General features: G+C 68.5%; 13 protein-coding genes and 1 pseudogene. 7 read left to right on the forward strand and 7 right to left on the reverse strand.

Features of this window, described 5'->3' with window-relative positions; translation table 11 throughout:
* Positions 1-12: 12 nt before the first annotated feature.
* A complete protein-coding gene (locus tag ACTWPB_RS11735) occupies positions 13-1,653 on the reverse strand; it encodes a peptide chain release factor 3 (RefSeq protein ID WP_446225676.1) in 1,641 nt (546 codons plus the stop codon).
* Between the two features lie 470 nt (positions 1,654-2,123).
* Between ACTWPB_RS11735 and ACTWPB_RS11740 the strand changes: the two genes are divergently transcribed.
* Positions 2,124-2,726: a 50S ribosomal protein L25/general stress protein Ctc gene (locus tag ACTWPB_RS11740; RefSeq protein ID WP_446225677.1), complete on the forward strand. Its 603-nt coding sequence runs from the start codon at positions 2,124-2,126 to the stop codon at positions 2,724-2,726.
* 23 nt (positions 2,727-2,749) lie between these two features.
* The gene (gene pth, locus ACTWPB_RS11745) at positions 2,750-3,328 is read left to right on the forward strand and encodes an aminoacyl-tRNA hydrolase (protein ID WP_378926201.1); all 579 of its coding nucleotides are present in this window, start codon (positions 2,750-2,752) and stop codon (positions 3,326-3,328) included.
* Between the two features lie 42 nt (positions 3,329-3,370).
* Here pth and ACTWPB_RS11750 read toward each other — a convergent pair whose 3' ends face one another.
* Both ACTWPB_RS11750 and ACTWPB_RS11755 read right to left on the reverse strand, forming a co-directional pair.
* Positions 3,371-5,014 carry a fatty acyl-AMP ligase gene (locus ACTWPB_RS11750; protein WP_446225678.1) on the reverse strand — a complete coding sequence of 548 codons (1,644 nt, stop codon included), beginning with the start codon at positions 5,012-5,014 and terminating at the stop codon, positions 3,371-3,373.
* Positions 5,015-5,097: 83 nt separating this feature from the next.
* Positions 5,098-5,793: a lysophospholipid acyltransferase family protein gene (locus ACTWPB_RS11755; protein ID WP_446225679.1), complete on the reverse strand. Its 696-nt coding sequence runs from the start codon at positions 5,791-5,793 to the stop codon at positions 5,098-5,100.
* 98 nt (positions 5,794-5,891) lie between these two features.
* On the opposite strand from ACTWPB_RS11755, the gene ACTWPB_RS11760 reads away from it, so the two are divergent.
* Positions 5,892-6,443, forward strand: a complete 552-nt coding sequence (locus ACTWPB_RS11760; protein ID WP_446225680.1) for a TetR/AcrR family transcriptional regulator — start codon at positions 5,892-5,894, stop codon at positions 6,441-6,443.
* Here the strand turns inward: ACTWPB_RS11760 and ACTWPB_RS11765 are convergent.
* Positions 6,433-7,611: an aminotransferase class V-fold PLP-dependent enzyme gene (locus ACTWPB_RS11765; RefSeq protein ID WP_446225681.1), complete on the reverse strand. Its 1,179-nt coding sequence runs from the start codon at positions 7,609-7,611 to the stop codon at positions 6,433-6,435. The genes ACTWPB_RS11760 and ACTWPB_RS11765 overlap by 11 nt on opposite strands.
* Positions 7,612-7,733: 122 nt before the next feature.
* On the opposite strand from ACTWPB_RS11765, the gene egtA reads away from it, so the two are divergent.
* From egtA to egtD, 4 genes and pseudogenes are all read left to right on the forward strand, one after another.
* Complete coding sequence (gene egtA / locus ACTWPB_RS11770) at positions 7,734-9,023, forward strand: ergothioneine biosynthesis glutamate--cysteine ligase EgtA (protein WP_446225682.1); 1,290 nt, start codon at positions 7,734-7,736, stop codon at positions 9,021-9,023.
* Positions 9,024-9,168: 145 nt separating this feature from the next.
* Entirely contained in the window at positions 9,169-10,503 is a 1,335-nt protein-coding gene (gene egtB, locus ACTWPB_RS11775; RefSeq protein WP_446225683.1) for an ergothioneine biosynthesis protein EgtB, read from the forward strand.
* A pseudogene (locus ACTWPB_RS11780) lies at positions 10,503-10,925 on the forward strand (class II glutamine amidotransferase); the annotation flags it as partial. The gene egtB and the pseudogene ACTWPB_RS11780, both read left to right, overlap by 1 nt.
* 767 nt (positions 10,926-11,692) lie before the next feature.
* Positions 11,693-12,664: an L-histidine N(alpha)-methyltransferase gene (egtD, locus tag ACTWPB_RS11785; protein WP_446225684.1), complete on the forward strand. Its 972-nt coding sequence runs from the start codon at positions 11,693-11,695 to the stop codon at positions 12,662-12,664.
* A 71-nt stretch (positions 12,665-12,735) separates the two neighbouring features.
* Here the strand turns inward: egtD and ACTWPB_RS11790 are convergent, their stop codons facing one another.
* The 3 genes from ACTWPB_RS11790 to ACTWPB_RS11800 all read right to left on the reverse strand — a co-directional run bounded on the left by ACTWPB_RS11790 (position 12,736) and on the right by ACTWPB_RS11800 (position 14,207).
* Positions 12,736-13,110 carry a hypothetical protein gene (locus ACTWPB_RS11790; RefSeq protein WP_446225685.1) on the reverse strand — a complete coding sequence of 125 codons (375 nt, stop codon included), beginning with the start codon at positions 13,108-13,110 and terminating at the stop codon, positions 12,736-12,738.
* A 54-nt stretch (positions 13,111-13,164) separates the two neighbouring features.
* Positions 13,165-13,830 carry a DUF2461 domain-containing protein gene (locus tag ACTWPB_RS11795; RefSeq protein ID WP_446225686.1) on the reverse strand — a complete coding sequence of 222 codons (666 nt, stop codon included), beginning with the start codon at positions 13,828-13,830 and terminating at the stop codon, positions 13,165-13,167.
* A 65-nt stretch (positions 13,831-13,895) separates the two neighbouring features.
* A complete protein-coding gene (locus ACTWPB_RS11800) occupies positions 13,896-14,207 on the reverse strand; it encodes a hypothetical protein (RefSeq protein ID WP_446225687.1) in 312 nt (103 codons plus the stop codon).
* Positions 14,208-14,569 lie beyond the last annotated feature (362 nt).

Below are 14,569 nucleotides of genomic sequence, written 5' to 3' on the forward strand. Positions count from 1 at the left end.
ACCCAGACAGCGTCAGTCCGCGGTCGCGACGAGCGGTTCCAGCGTGAGTTTCGGGTGTTCCTTCTCGATGTACTGCAGCCGCCACTTGTCGCTGAACAGCGCCAGGATCGCGCCGTCGGTGCGGGTGAACACCTCGACCCCGCGCTGGCGATCCAGCTCGGGCGCCGACTCCGCGTCGGTGCGCCTGGCCAGGGTGAAGGGGAGGAAGTCCAGCTGGGTCTCGACGTTGAACTCGCCCTGCATCCGGGCCGTGACCACCTCGAACTGCATCGGACCGACCGCGGCCAGTACCGGCGTGGCGTCACCGCGGGCGTCGTTGCGCAGCACCTGCACCACGCCCTCGGAATCGAGCTGGTCGATCGCCTTGCGGAACTGCTTGTACTTGCCGGCGCTCTGCGCGCGCAGCGTCGCGAAATGCTCAGGCGCGAAGCTCGGGATCGGCGGGTACTCCACCTTCTTCTCGACGAACAGCGTGTGGCCGGGTGCGAGCGCGGTGGCGTTGACCAGGCCGACCACATCGCCGGGGTAGGCGGTGTCGACCGTGGTGCGCTCGCGGCCGAAGACCGTCAGCGCGTACTTGGTGGCGAACGGGCGCCCGGTCTGCGCGTGGGTCACCACCATGCCGCGCTCGAATTCGCCGGACACGATCCGCATGAACGCCAGCCGGTCGCGGTGGGCGGTATCCATCCCCGCCTGCACCTTGAACACCACCGCGCTGAACGGGTCACCGGTGGTGCGTTCCTTGCCCGTCACATCGGCACGCGAGCCCGGCGCCGGCGCCAGTTCCACCAGCGTCTCGAGCAGTTGGCGCACACCGAAATTGAGCATGGCCGAGGCGTAGATCACCGGCGAGGTCTGGCCAGCCAGGAACATTTCCTGATCGTGGTCCTGCCCGGTCGCCGAGAGCAGTTCGCTCTCCTCGGCCGCTGTCGTCCAGGCTTCGCCTTCGCGCGCCTGCGCTTGCGCCGAAGTCAGGTATTCCTCTGGCGCGATGGTCGCGCCACCGGCGGTGCGGGTGAAGTGGATGTACTGGCTCGCCTCGCCCTCGGGCCCACGGCGCAGCAGGCCGCGGAAATCGCCCGCGATGCCGACCGGCAGGAACAGGGGAGTCGGCGTGAGGCCGATCCGCTCGCTGATCTCGTCGAGCAGTTCCAGGGGGGCTTGACCCGGCCGGTCCCATTTGTTGATGACGGTGATCACCGGGATGCCGCGGTGGCGGCACACCTGGAACAGCTTGAGCGTCTGCGGTTCCAGGCCCTTGGCCGCGTCGATCAGCATCACCGCGGCGTCGACGGCCGTGAGCACCCGGTAGGTGTCCTCGGAGAAATCGGAGTGGCCGGGAGTGTCGACGAGGTTGATCACATTGTCGATATCGGAACCGGCGGCCCGGTAGTTGAACTGCAGCGCGGTCGAACTCACCGAGATGCCGCGCGCCTTCTCCATCTCCATCCAGTCCGACACCGTCGACTTGCGACCGGCCTTACCGTGGATCGCGCCCGCCTCGGAGATCATCCTGGCGTGCAGGGCCAGCGCTTCGGTGAGCGTCGACTTACCCGCGTCGGGGTGCGAGATCACGGCGAACGTGCGCCGACGGGCCACCTCGGCGGGGAGCCCGCGTGGGGTGGTGGCGACGACTTCTCCGGACTCGGTCAACGTGGGAGCCTTTCGGTGGGGGCAGCCTTTCCAGGGTACGAGGGACTGAAGGGGTGGTCACAGGGGGGATCAGTTGTTCGGTAGTCCTGGGAGGCACTGGCTGTGTTTTTGGAGCGCTGGCGCGCTCGAGTCGCGGCCCCGAGGGGCCGCCGGTTAGCCACCGGGGCTTGCTCCTTCGTCGCGTACGCCCCGGCGGCTAACCGGCGACCCGGCCGCGACCGGCCACTTCGTGGCCGCCGCTCCCTAGGGGTCGCGGGTGCGGGATTGGGAGTGCGGTCATGGCGGTTTTAGTCCGAGGATTGCGATGCGGTATGGTTGGCGGGTTGTCTCGGCGAGGGTGTGCGCGCACACCGTGATCGACGCGGCTCGGCTGAGTTTTTTGGGCCGTCCTCGTTCGTTCTTTCGTCCGACGAGTAGACCTTGACCCCGGAGTTGGGTCACCCATGACCAGCCGTAGGAGCGCATTCAGTATGTCCGACGCCAATCTGATCGAAGCCGCCGTCCGCACCGAATTCGGTAAGGGTGCCGCTCGCCGTACCCGTCGCGACGGCAACGTGCCCGCCGTGCTGTACGGCCACCACGCCGAGCCGCAGCACCTGTCGCTGAACGCCAAGGCGTTCGCCGCGATCCTGCGTCTGCACGGCACCAACGCCATCCTGAACCTGCAGATCGATGGCCAGCCGCAGTTGGCGATGACCAAGTCGGTCGTCGTCCACCCGATCCGTCGCTACATCGAGCACGCCGACCTGCTGATCGTCAAGCGTGGCGAGCGCGTCACCACCGACGTCAACGTCGTCGTCACCGGCGATGCCGTCTCCGGCGCCCTGATCACCCAGGAACTCAACAGCCTGTCGATCGAGGCCGACGCGATGAACCTGCCCGAGTCCATCGAGGTCTCGGTCGACGGCATCGCGGTGGGCACCCAGATCCTGGCCGGCAACATCGCGCTGCCCGAGGGCGTCACCCTGGCCGGTGACCCGGAAGCGCTGATCGTCAACGTGATCGAGGCGCCGTCCGCGAAGGCGGAAGACGAGGGCGAAGCGACCGCGGAGACCGCTCCCGAGTCCGAGTAAGACCGCGCACTACGATTCGGGCAATGACCGAATCTTCCGGGCCCGCGCTCGTAGTCGGACTGGGTAACCCCGGCCCCGAATACGAGCGCACCCGCCACAATGTGGGCTTCCTGGTCGCCGATGTGCTCGCCGAGCGCGTCGGCGGCCGTTTTGCCGTGCACAAGAAGTCCGGTGCCGACCTGCTCCAGGCGCGCCTGGACGGACGTCAGATCCTCATCGCGAAGCCGCGCACCTATATGAACCTGTCCGGGCGGCCGGTCGCCGCGCTGGCGAAGTTCTTCTCGGTGCCGGTGGACCAGGTGATCGTGGTCCACGACGAGCTGGATCTGCCCTTCGGCACGCTCAAGCTCAAGCAGGGCGGCGGCGAAGGTGGACACAACGGATTGCGGTCGATCTCGCAGGCGCTGACCACCAAGGAGTACCTGCGGACCAGGATCGGGATCGGGCGTCCTCCCGGTCGGCAGGATCCGGCCGATTACGTGCTCAAGCCCTTCTCGGCGCCGGAGCGCAAAGAGGTTCCGGTGATCGTGGAGCAGGCCGCCGATGCGGTGGAGCTGTTACTGAAGGTCGGGCTGGAAGCAGCCCAGAACAACCTGCACTGAGAAACTCGGCGCGCCAAGACTCTTGGCGCGCCGAGTGCGTTCTCAGCGCAGGTGCACCGCGGTGGCGGCGCGGCGGAGTTTGCCCGAGGAGGTCTTCGGAAGGGCTCCCGGTCCGAGGACGGCCACCGTGCGGGGGCGGGCGCCTACTTCGGTGAACACCTCGTGGACGATCTCGCGCTCGATGCGCTTCACCTCGTCGGCGTCCTGGTAGTCGTTGGATTCGACGACCACCGCGAAGCTTTCGCGTTTCTCGCCCGAGTCGAGGCGCACTGCCACCGCGTTGCCGGGGCGGACTCCCGGGACGCGCAGCGCGGCTCGTTCGATGTCGGTGGGATAGATATTGCGGCCGCCCATGATGATGACGTCCTTCATGCGCCCGCAGACCACCACCAGGCCCGCTTCGGTGAAGTAGCCGATGTCACCGGTGTCGAGCCAGCCGTCGGCATCCTGGGCGGGGCGGAAGCCGTCGACGGTGACATAGCCCGAAGTGACCGCGGGACCACGCAATTCGATGACTCCGACGGACCGAACCGGTAGCGGCTGACGTTCGGCGTCGACGACGCGGCCTTCCAGATCGTCGACCAGGTGCCCCAGCGTCGGCAGCCTGCGTGGGGTGCCGTGGTGGCCGTCCTCGGCGATCGGTACCGCCTTGCCGACAACTTCGAGCAGATCGGCGTCGATCACATCGAGCACCTGCCCGTGGCCGGCGTCGGGGATCGACACGGCCAGGGTTGTCTCGGCCATGCCGTAGACCGGCGTGAGCGCCATCGGGTTGAGCCCGAACTGTTTTCCCGCCGCCGCGAGGGCGATCATGGTGTCGGGGTCGACCGGTTCGGCGCCGTTCCACATGTAGCGCACGCTCGACAGATCCATGGTGCCCGGCTCGGCCTGGCGCAGCCGCCGCGCCAGCAGGGAGTACGCGAAATTGGGTGCGGCGGTGACTGTTCCGCGGTACTTGTCGATCAGCTCGGCCCACAGCAGTGGTCTTGCCAGGAAGTCAAGCGGCGTCACGCACACCACCTCGGCGCCGAATTGCATAGGTACGCTAAGGAATCCGACCATGCCCATGTCGTGGAACAGCGGCAGCCAGCTCACCATCACGTCGTCGTCGAGCTGGAATTTGACGCGGTTGAACATCGCGTACGCGTTGACGTAGAAGTTGCCGTGGTTTATCCGCACCGCCTTGGGCGATCCGGTCGACCCGGAGGTCAACTGCTGCAACGCGATATCGTCCTCGGTGGTGGGCACCGGATCGGCATCCGCGCCGCTGTGCAGGTCCTCGATCCGCACGACGGTGATCCCGCGTTCCCGTAGCACCGGTTCGGCAGCCGCGAACGGCGCGCCGAGGACGACGGCCTTCGCGTTGATCATGCGCAGCACCGTTTCGGTGTCGCGCACCCAGACCTCGAGGTCGGTCCGCGGCGTCGGCTGATGCAACATCGTGATCGAAGCGCCACGCATCCAGATGCCCTGGCAGGCGGGCGCGATATCGACGGGCAGACCCGCCAGCACGCCGACAGCGTCACCGTGCCCGATCCCGGCGGCCGCGAGACCGCCCGCCATCCGCCGCGCCTGCCTGTGAATTTCCCCCCAGGTCTGCCGCAGTGGTGCCTCCGGCTCTCCGGTGACCAGCCCCTTCGAGCTGGTCAACGCTGTGCCAAACATTTCGTCGGTGAACCTGCTCAACGTCGGTCTCCCTTTACGCCAACGATCGGTTACGGCCGTGCTTTGCACTCCCAACAAAGAAATCCCGCCCCGCCCCGCGCGTGTTAACCCGGGCTGACACCAGCACCCCTGCTGGTGCGCCCTTGGACAGCGAAGGTGGCTGCGTAGCGGTCTACGTATGGTCTACCCGATAGCGTGGCAATTTCCCGCATCAGCAGGTCTGTTGCCGCTCTGACCTGGGCGTGATGAACAGCAGTGGGATAGTGCCTAGCCGGGTGGACGGTGACGCGTACCTTGGTGAAACGCAACAGTTTCCGACCGCGAGGATTCATGCGATCGGTACCGTCCAAGACCACGGGCACCACCGGTGCCCCGGTGGCCATGGCAACGCGCAGCGCCCCGGTGCGACCACGATAGACCCTGCCATCCCGTGACCGTGTGCCCTCCGGGTGAATTGCCCAGGCGCCGCCGCCGTCGAGGATTCTGGTTGCCGCCGCGAGCGCGTCGGCGGCCGCGTCGCCACCGGTGCGGTCCACCGGTACCTGGTTCGCGGCGGTAAAGAACCAGCGTGTGAACCGCCCGCGTAGCCCGGTGCCCGCGAAGTACTCCTGTTTCGCGAGGAAGGTGAGCGGCCGCGGAATCACCAGGGCCAGGTAGAGCGAGTCGACGACGGCGAGGTGGTTGGCCGCGATGATCACCGGCCCCGTGCGTGGAATGTGTTCGAGCCCTTCGACGTGCGGCCGCCCGAGCAGGCGTAGCGCCGGGCCGATGAGGACGTATTTGCACAGCAGGTACCACATGGGCAGCCCTTCCGTAGACAGTGTCTACGGAAAGGCTAGTAGACACTGTCTACGAGTGCCGTGGATGTGCTCGCCCGCTGTGCGTGCAGAATTGTGGGATGCCTGATTCGTTGCGCGAGCGCCTGGTCGACGTCGGTGTCGATCTGCTCGAAACCGAGGGCTTGGGCGCACTCGGGCTGCGTGCGATCGCACGGGCAGCCGGTGTCTCCCATGGTGCGCCGCGTCGGTGGTTTCCCACCCATACGGCGCTGCTCGCGGCGATCGCGGCGCGTGGGTTCGGGGAGCTGATCGAGCGGTTCGCCGCCTTCGCCTCGGTCGACGACCCACGCGAACGGTTGCGCCTGATGGCGATCGACTATGTGGATTTCGCGGTGTCACGGCCCGAGATGTTCGCGCTGATGTTCCGCCACGATCTGCTGGAGGGGTCGGGCGAGAACCTGCGCGCGACGACCCGGCCGCTGTTCGAGCAGGTGGTCGGGTTGGTCGCCGAGGTCGCGCCCGATTTCGCGATGCAGCGCGCGCTGGCCTTGTGGACCAATGTGCACGGTCTGGCGACGATCCGGACTTTGGAGGTCGTTGCCCCCGATCAGGACCCGCGGGTGCTCGTGGACTGGATCGTCCGCGAGCACCTCGCGCGGCTCAGTGGGTGAGCTCGACCAGTGCGGCGACGAAGCGGTCGAGGTCGTCCTGGCTCACGAAGTAGTGCGGGGAGGCGCGCAGGACGGCGGGCAGGGTGCGTTCGGACATGTCGAGCAGGGTGGAGCCCGCGTGGCTGACGGTGACGGTGATCGCGTGCTCGGCGAGGCGGTCGCGCAGCTGTTCGGGGTCGTGAGCGTCGACGGTGAACGAGACGATGCCGCTGTGCTCGGTGCCCAGGTCGCGCACGGTGACGCCGGGCAGTTCCGGCAGGGTTTTGCGCAGGTACTCGGCGCGGGTGGCGACGGCGGCGTACACCTCGTCGGGGCCCTGTTCGAGCAGGTAATCGACGGCGGCTCCGAGGCCGAGGCGGGCGGCGACACCGCACTCCCAGAATTCGAAACGGGACGCGTCGTCGGCGAGGCGGTATTCGCCGGCGCTCACCCACGCGGCACTGTGCAGGTCGAGGCGGGCCGGTTCCATCGTCTGCGCCAATTCGGCACGGACGTAGAGGAATCCGGTGCCTCGGGGTCCGCGCAACCATTTGCGGCCGGTGGTCGACATGGCGTCGACGCCGAGTTCGGTGACGTCGATGGGCAGCTGGCCGGTCGACTGGCAGGCGTCGAGCAGCACCAGCGCACCGGCTTCGTGGGCGATCCTGGTGGCCTCGGCGACCGGGTTCACCAGGCCGCCGTTGGTCGGGGCGTGCTGCAGCGAAACCAGCCGTACGCGTTCGTCGAGCAGGTCGGCGAGGGCATCGGTGTCGAGGCGTCCGGTGTCGTCGCTGGGAATGCGCTCGACCACGGCCCCGGTCTGTTTCGCACGCTGTAGCGCGGCGATGGCGTTGCTGGCGTAGTCGGCGCCGGAGATCAGGATCCGGTCGCCGGGACGCAGCGGTACCGAGTAGGCGAAATCGGCCCATGACCGGGACGCGCTATCGCTGAGGGCGATGGTGTCCGGGGTGGCGCCGATGAGGTCGGCGATCGAGGTCTTCACCTTGGCGAGGTCGCCGAGGCGTTCGTTAGCCGCACGGTAGCCACCGATCTCGGCTTCGCGGTGTAAGTGGGCGATCATCGTGTCGACGACGACCTTCGGCGGCAGTGACGATCCGGCGCTGTCGAGGAAGACCTGACCGTTGGCAAGTCCTGAGGTGGCGGCTCTGATCGCGGCGAGGTCAAGCATGGTGACGACGATAGCGCCCCGAGCCGTTCCCCTTTTCGTCACTTTTTCTGTCGGTGGTCGTCGCTACTCTGGAATGAGCGAAACGCACGTTCCCCGGCAGCACGCAGCACGTGGAGGTTGGTATGGCGGTCACCCTGGAGCGTTCATCGTGGCCCGATTATGCCCCCGACCAGGGCGAACTGTCGTCCAGGGTGGCGGCGGAGGCCTATGTCGGCGGCGTCTGTTTCAAGCTCGGACCACCGGCGCTGATCGGCGCCGAACTGGAGTGGCTCACCGCCGGGCGCACCGGTTCGCGGCCCTCGCTCGACCAGCTGGCAGCGGCCCTCGGGCCGCACGCACCGACCTCCATCGCTCCCACCTCGGCCGCGGTTCCCCTGCCCGGCGGAAGCCTGGTCACCCTCGAACCCGGTGGTCAGATAGAACTTTCCAGCGCACCGTTCGCCGATCCGGCCGCGCTGACGCAGCATCTGAGCGCTGATGCGGCCCGTTTGCGGGACCTGCTCGCCGCCCGGGAGATCAGCATTTTCGCCGCCGCCGCCGATGCGGGCCGTCCCGCCGAGCGCCTGCTCCGGCTGCCCCGCTATACGGCGATGGAACGTCGTTTCGACAGCGTCGGCCCCTTCGGCACCCTGATGATGTGCAATACCGCCGCCACGCAGGTCAGCGTGGATGCTGGCGCCGATCCCGCCGAGATACGGGCCCGCTGGACCGCCCTCTACGCCCTCGGCCCCACCCTGATCGCCGCCTTCGCCTGCTCACCGCGCCTGCACGGCGTTCCGCGCGGCTTCTGGGCGTCTCAGCGCATGCGCACCTGGTTGCGCCTGGACCCCTCCCGCACCAGACCTCCGGTGGCCGACTGGGCCGACCCGATCACCTCCTACGCGCGCTGGGCTCTCGACGTGCCACTGTTGTGCGTGCGCTGCGCCGACGCGGCCGCCGACTGGTCCCCACCCCCCGGCGCCACCTTCGCCGACTGGCTGTCCGGCGCCCTCGACGACGAAGTGGGCCGCCGCCCCACCCGCGCCGACCTGGACTACCACCTGACCACGCTGTTCCCACCGGTCCGGCCGACCGGTCATCTCGAGGTCCGCTACCTCGACACCCAACCCGGCGAAGGGTGGACCACCCCGATCCACCTGTTCGACGCACTGCTGTCGGCCCCGGCCGTCGTCGCCGAGGCCACAGCCCTCGCCGCGCCGACGGCAGGGGACTGGTTGACGGCGGCCCGCTGCGGCCTGCTCGACTCGCAGTTGCGCCACGCTGCGGTGGATGTGCTGGAGCTTGCGGCCGACCATGCTGGATCACCCGCTGCGGCAGCGGAATTGGCGGCTGCCGCGCGCCGATGTCGTGCCGGCCGAAGTCCGCTCGCCGAGGTGCGGCCCTCGCCCAACGGCTCGGGCGTGTTGCGATGACCGCAGCCACATGCTCGGTGCCCGGTGGCGCTCACCAGCCGGCGGCTGCTGACCTTCTGTGTGCTCGTGCTGCCCGCGTGTTCGTTGCCGCGCCCGTCCGATTCCCCGCTGTCGTTGTCGCCCATCATGTTTCGGAGCTCATCTCGTGACTGTTTCCGTCCCCGCCGACCACAGCGATCGTGACCGGACCCGCGCGCGGATCGCCGAGGTGCTGTTGCGTGCTCGTCGCCGCACCGCCGTGCTCACCGACAGCGTGGACGAGGCCGATCTCGTCGCGCAGCATTCGCCGCTGATGTCGCCGCTGGTCTGGGATCTGGCGCATATCGGGAATCAGGAAGAGCTGTGGCTGGTGCGTGATGTCGGTGGGCGCGACGCGGTGCGCGCCGATATCGATGAGCTGTACGACGCGTTCAAACACGCCAGGTCGAACCGGCCCGCGTTGCCGCTGCTGAATCCCGAGCAGGCGCGCGGTTACGTCGACGCGGTGCGCGAAAAGGTCTTGGATGTCCTCGATTCCAGTGATCTGGCCGGTACTCCACTGGTGGACAACGGTTTCGCCTTCGGCATGATCGCCCAGCACGAACAGCAGCACGACGAGACCATGCTCGCCACCCATCAACTACGGATCGGCGCGCCGGTGTTGTCGGCTCCTCCCGCGCCCACCGCGCGGGTGCCGGTCCGTGGCGAAATCTTCATTCCCGCAGGTGAATTCCTGATGGGAACCTCCGCCGATCCGTGGGCGCTGGACAACGAACGCCCCGCCCATCCGGTGCACGTGGACGGCTTCGCGATCGATGTCGCGCCGGTGACCAACGGGCAGTTCCTCGCCTTCCTCGACGACGGCGGCTACGACCGGCCCGAACTGTGGTCGGAGCGCGGCTGGACGCACCGCCAGGAGGCGGGCTTGGTCGCGCCGCAGTTCTGGGAGCGCGACGGTGACGGGTGGACGCGCACGGCATTCGGCGCCTCCACCCCGCTGCGGCTCGATCAGCCGGTAGTGCATGTGTGCTGGTTCGAGGCCGAGGCCTTCGCGCGCTGGGCCGGAAAGCGATTGCCGACCGAGGCCGAATGGGAGAAGGCGGCCCGCTTCGACCCGAGAACCGGTGCGTCGCGGCGCTATCCGTGGGGCGAGGACCAACCGGACACGCACCTGGCCAACCTCGGCCAGCAGCACCTGGAGCCCGCCGAGGTCGGTGCCTACCCGGCCGGTGCGTCGGCCACCGGCGTGCACCAGCTCATCGGCGATGTCTGGGAATGGTGCTCTTCGGGTTTCGAGGCCTACCCCGGCTTTCGCGCGTTCCCCTACCGCGAGTACTCGGAGGTTTTCTTCGGCGGCGACTACCGCATCCTGCGCGGCGGCTCCTTCGGCACCGACGAGGTCGCCTGCCGCGCCACCTTCCGCAACTGGGACCACCCGATCCGCAGGCAGATCTTCGCCGGCTTCCGCCTCGCCAGGGACCTGCGCGAGGACGAACGCTGATGTGCAGACACCTCGGGTACGTCGGCCCACCGGTGGTGGTCGGCGAGCTGGTGATGCGTGGCCCGCACTCGCTCTGCGCCCAGTCCTGGGCGCCTGCCGACATGCGCGCGGGCGGCACGATCAACGCCGACGGCTTCGGTGTCGCCTGGTGGCGCCGGGCAGATATCGGCGTCGACGCCGCCCGCGACACGGTCACCCGCTACCGCAACCAGGCCCCGATCTGGACCGACCCCGCGGTCGCCGAAGTCCTCGGCCAGCTCGAATCCCGCTCGGTGATCGCCGCCGTCCGCTCGGCCACCGTCGGCATGCCGTTGGAGCGGTCCGCCTGCGCCCCCTTCACCGACGAGCACTGGGCCTTCAGCCACAACGGCGTCATCCCGGATTGGCGCACCACCCTCGTGGCAGTCCTCGCCGACCTCAACGAAATATTCGCCACCGCAACGCCCGACGCGCACGGGGCGTCTATCGCCTCGCCGCCGGGCATCGACGCTGTGTCAGGAGCGCGCGGCGGGTCCGCCGCCGCACCGCAGTGCGTCACCGCATCGTCCGACGCGCACGGGGCGTCTATCGCCTCGCCGCCGGGCATCGACGCTGCGTCGGGAGCGCGCGGCGGGGCTGCTGCCGCACCGCAGTGCGTCACCGCAACGTCCGACGCGCACGGGGGATCTATCGCCCCGCCGCCGGGCATCGACGCCGCGTCAGATGCGCACGCCGAGGTCGCCGGCGCACCGCGGCAAGAGGATTCGTTCGGCGGCATAACAGCTGGCGCGGCGCAATCCTCGGCCCCAGCAGCGCTGTTCAGCTCGCCCGCAGTGCTGTTGCAGGCTGAGGCGCTCACCGATTCCGCCGTGCTGTGGGTGCTGCTGCGAGGCCTGCTCGGGGCGATCGCCCCCGGAGGTCCGGTCACGTCACCGGCCGAGGCCCTGCGACTTCTGGTCGTGACTGTCCTGCGTCACCAGCCGAGCGCCCGCCTGAACCTGTTGCTCGGCAACGGGGTTCAGCTGTGGGCCACCACCTGCTCGCACGCACTGTCGGTGCTCGTCGCAGACGACTACACCGTGCTGTCCTCCGAACCCTACGACGCCGACCCACGCTGGCAATCCATCGCCGACCGCCAGGTGGTCACCGCAACGCCCGGCCACTGCACCATCACCGATCTCGAACTCCCCGCCACCGAAAGGGCCCGTTCATGACCGCGCCGCTGCTGGACATCCACCTCACCGACGACGATCTCACCGCGGCCTTGCGCACCGACGCCCGCACCGGTCTCACCGCCGATCCGAAGTGCTTGCCGCCCAAGTGGTTCTACGACGCGCGCGGCAGCGAGCTCTTCGAGCAGATCACCGAACTCCCCGAGTACTACCCGACCCGCACCGAGCGCGCCCTGCTCGAGCGGGTCGTCGGCGAGATCGCCGCGGCGGCCCACGCCGAGGTACTGGTGGAACTCGGCTCGGGCTCGGCCGTCAAGACCCGCCTGCTGCTGGACGCACTCACCGCCGAAGGCTCGCTGAAAACCTATGTTCCGCAGGATGTCTCGGCATCAGCACTGCGCGGTGCGGCCAACGAGATCGCGACCGAGTACCCGAACCTGTCCGTGCACGGAGTGGTCAGCGACTTCACCGACACCCTGCACAACCTGCCCCGCGGCGGCCGGCGCATGATCGCCTTCCTCGGCGGCACCATCGGCAACCTGGTCCCGGCCGAGCGCGCCGAATTCCTGGCAGGCATCAACGAGGTCCTCGAACCCGGCGAACTGCTCCTGCTCGGCGCGGGCCTGGTCATCGACCCCGCGATCCTGGTCCCCGCCTACGACGACGCCGCGGGCGTCACCGCGGAATTCAACCGCAACGTCCTGCACGTCCTCAACAACCGGCTCGACGCCGATTTCGCCCCCGAGAAATTCGAACACGTCGCCATCTGGGACGCCGGCAACGAATGGATCGAAATGCGCCTGCGCGCCACGGAGGCGATGACGGCCACCGTCGCCGGGCTGGACCTGACCGTCGACTTCGCGGCAGGCGAGGAAATGCGCACCGAGATCTCCGCCAAATTCCGCCCCGAATCCCTCGCCGCCGAACTCGACACTGCGGGTTTCACCCCCGCCCACACCTGGACCGACCCCGGCAACCGCTTCATCCTGGTACTGGCCGAGCGCCGCTGATCAGGTGATCTGCCTGCGACGTGCCCGCCGGGGAGACCATTGTCCGACAGTGAGCGCGTTGCGCGTCGGGGCTAGAGGTCGCGTTCGTCGGCGAGGTATTCGCCGCTGGTGAGGTTCTCGTCGCCCTCGAGGTCCTTGTCGATGCCCTCTTCGCCGTTGACGGCGTCGTCGTCGAAGAGGGCGCCGTCGACATCGTCCTCGCCGCGCACTCGCACCGCGACTTCCTCGGCGGGGCGTTCGTCCTGTTCGGTCGCCTCGTGGCGGGCGCCGCGCTCGGTGTTCTCCTCGGAGACTTCCTCGGTGACGCCGAGGAACCCGTCGGCGTCGGCTTCGTGGTTGCTGATCACGAAGTCCGCGGGTGGGTCCTCCACATAGCGCTCGTATTCGACGATGTCGTCGGCTTGACCGTCGTCGCCCATGTCCATGTCCAACGGTTCACGGCTCATGGTTCCAGTATCGGCCTCCGATGGCCGTGGCGTCACGAGCCACGCGCGGGCCGGCTATGGGCGCCTGCCGCTCGTCTCCTCCGGGACGCCCTCGAGGACGGCGGCAAACCATTCGACGAGCGGCCGCAGGTCGTTCCAGGCGCGGCGGATCTCGGTGGCCGCGGCCGGGGTGGTGAGCCAGTCCGGCGCGCCGAACTCGCGGTGCACGGTCAGCGACTTGTGGCGCAGCAGGTCGATGCGGGGATGGTCGGCGGCATAGCCGCGCGGCTTGGTTTTGAGTTTGTCGCCGCCGAGGGTGAAACCGGCCGCCGCCGTCGCGGCCAGGATCTTCTCGAGTTCCGCGCCGCGCACCTCGTCGTCGATCGTGGCCCGCAAGACCGCCAAGGCCGTGGGCGATGGCCGGAAGCAGCCACCCGCGATGAACAACCCCGCCGCCCCGATCTGCACATACCAGCCGACGCCGGGCGACACCCCCGCCACCGCACCCTGGTGCGTCTTGTAGGGCAACTTGTCGGCCGAGAAGCGGACGTCACGGTAGGGCCGAAAGATCTTGGCCTGTCCGAATTCCGCCGCTAGCTCGCCGGCGAGCGCGGTCATCGGAGCCCGCACGGCTTCGTCGTAGATGTGTTTGTGCGTGTTCCAGAAGGCCTTCGAGTTGTCGGCCTCGAGGTCTTCGTAGAAGTCGAGGCCGGTGAGCGGGAATCCGGTGAAAGCATCCATCGGTGCGGCGCTTCTCCGTTCTGTTCGGCGGTCGGGCTACCGCTACCAGTATCGCGCGCCGCGGCTCAGACGCTGCCGAGCAGCGCCACGAACACGATGACAAGCAGTGCGGCCAGCGCCGCGATCGCACCGTTGACGATCGCGGCCCACTTGCCCATTTCCTCGCCCTTGGCATGCCCGACCACCCCGAGCACGATCCCCGTCGGCGCGGTGATCAGCACCGGCAGCCCGCACATGGCCAACCCACCGAACACCGAAGCCGCGGCACAGCAGAAACTGAAGATCGACCACAGCGGCGTGGTGTCCCGGTACCCATAGCCGGGCGGCGGGGGATACGGCTGATACGGCGACGCGCCGTACGGCGTCCGAACCGGCACGGGATACCCGGGCACGGGATACCCAGGCGGGGGATTACCGGCAGCGGGATAACCAGCTCCGGGATATCCAGGAGCGGGATACATCGGCCCTGGCGGCGGTGGCGGGTACGGCGGCAAATCGACAGCCGGCCCCGGATTCGCGACCCCAGCCCATGGCTGTGCGGCTGGTGGAGGCGGCAACTCGTCCGCCGGATCAGCGATCCCGTACCAAGACTGCGCGGGCAACGGCGCAGTCGGCACCGCGGGCGCGTCCTGCACCACCGGCTGCTCCGGCGCGTCCTGCACCCGAGGCACACCCTTACCGAGTTCGACCCGCCACTCCGGCCCAGTCCCCATACCGCCCCCTGTCCCGTCCCGCATTA

The organism is Nocardia sp. IBHARD005 (assembly GCF_052814245.1).

Coding starts and splice junctions, on each gene's coding strand:
- ACTWPB_RS11740 (WP_446225677.1), top strand. CDS start 2,124: ATGTCCGACGCCAATCTGATCGAAGCCGCCGTCCGCACCGAATTCGGT.
- pth (WP_378926201.1), top strand. CDS start 2,750: ATGACCGAATCTTCCGGGCCCGCGCTCGTAGTCGGACTGGGTAACCCC.
- ACTWPB_RS11755 (WP_446225679.1), bottom strand. CDS start 5,793: ATGTGGTACCTGCTGTGCAAATACGTCCTCATCGGCCCGGCGCTACGC.
- ACTWPB_RS11760 (WP_446225680.1), top strand. CDS start 5,892: ATGCCTGATTCGTTGCGCGAGCGCCTGGTCGACGTCGGTGTCGATCTG.
- ACTWPB_RS11765 (WP_446225681.1), bottom strand. CDS start 7,611: ATGCTTGACCTCGCCGCGATCAGAGCCGCCACCTCAGGACTTGCCAAC.
- egtA (WP_446225682.1), top strand. CDS start 7,734: ATGGCGGTCACCCTGGAGCGTTCATCGTGGCCCGATTATGCCCCCGAC.
- egtD (WP_446225684.1), top strand. CDS start 11,693: ATGACCGCGCCGCTGCTGGACATCCACCTCACCGACGACGATCTCACC.
- ACTWPB_RS11790 (WP_446225685.1), bottom strand. CDS start 13,110: ATGAGCCGTGAACCGTTGGACATGGACATGGGCGACGACGGTCAAGCC.
- ACTWPB_RS11795 (WP_446225686.1), bottom strand. CDS start 13,830: ATGGATGCTTTCACCGGATTCCCGCTCACCGGCCTCGACTTCTACGAA.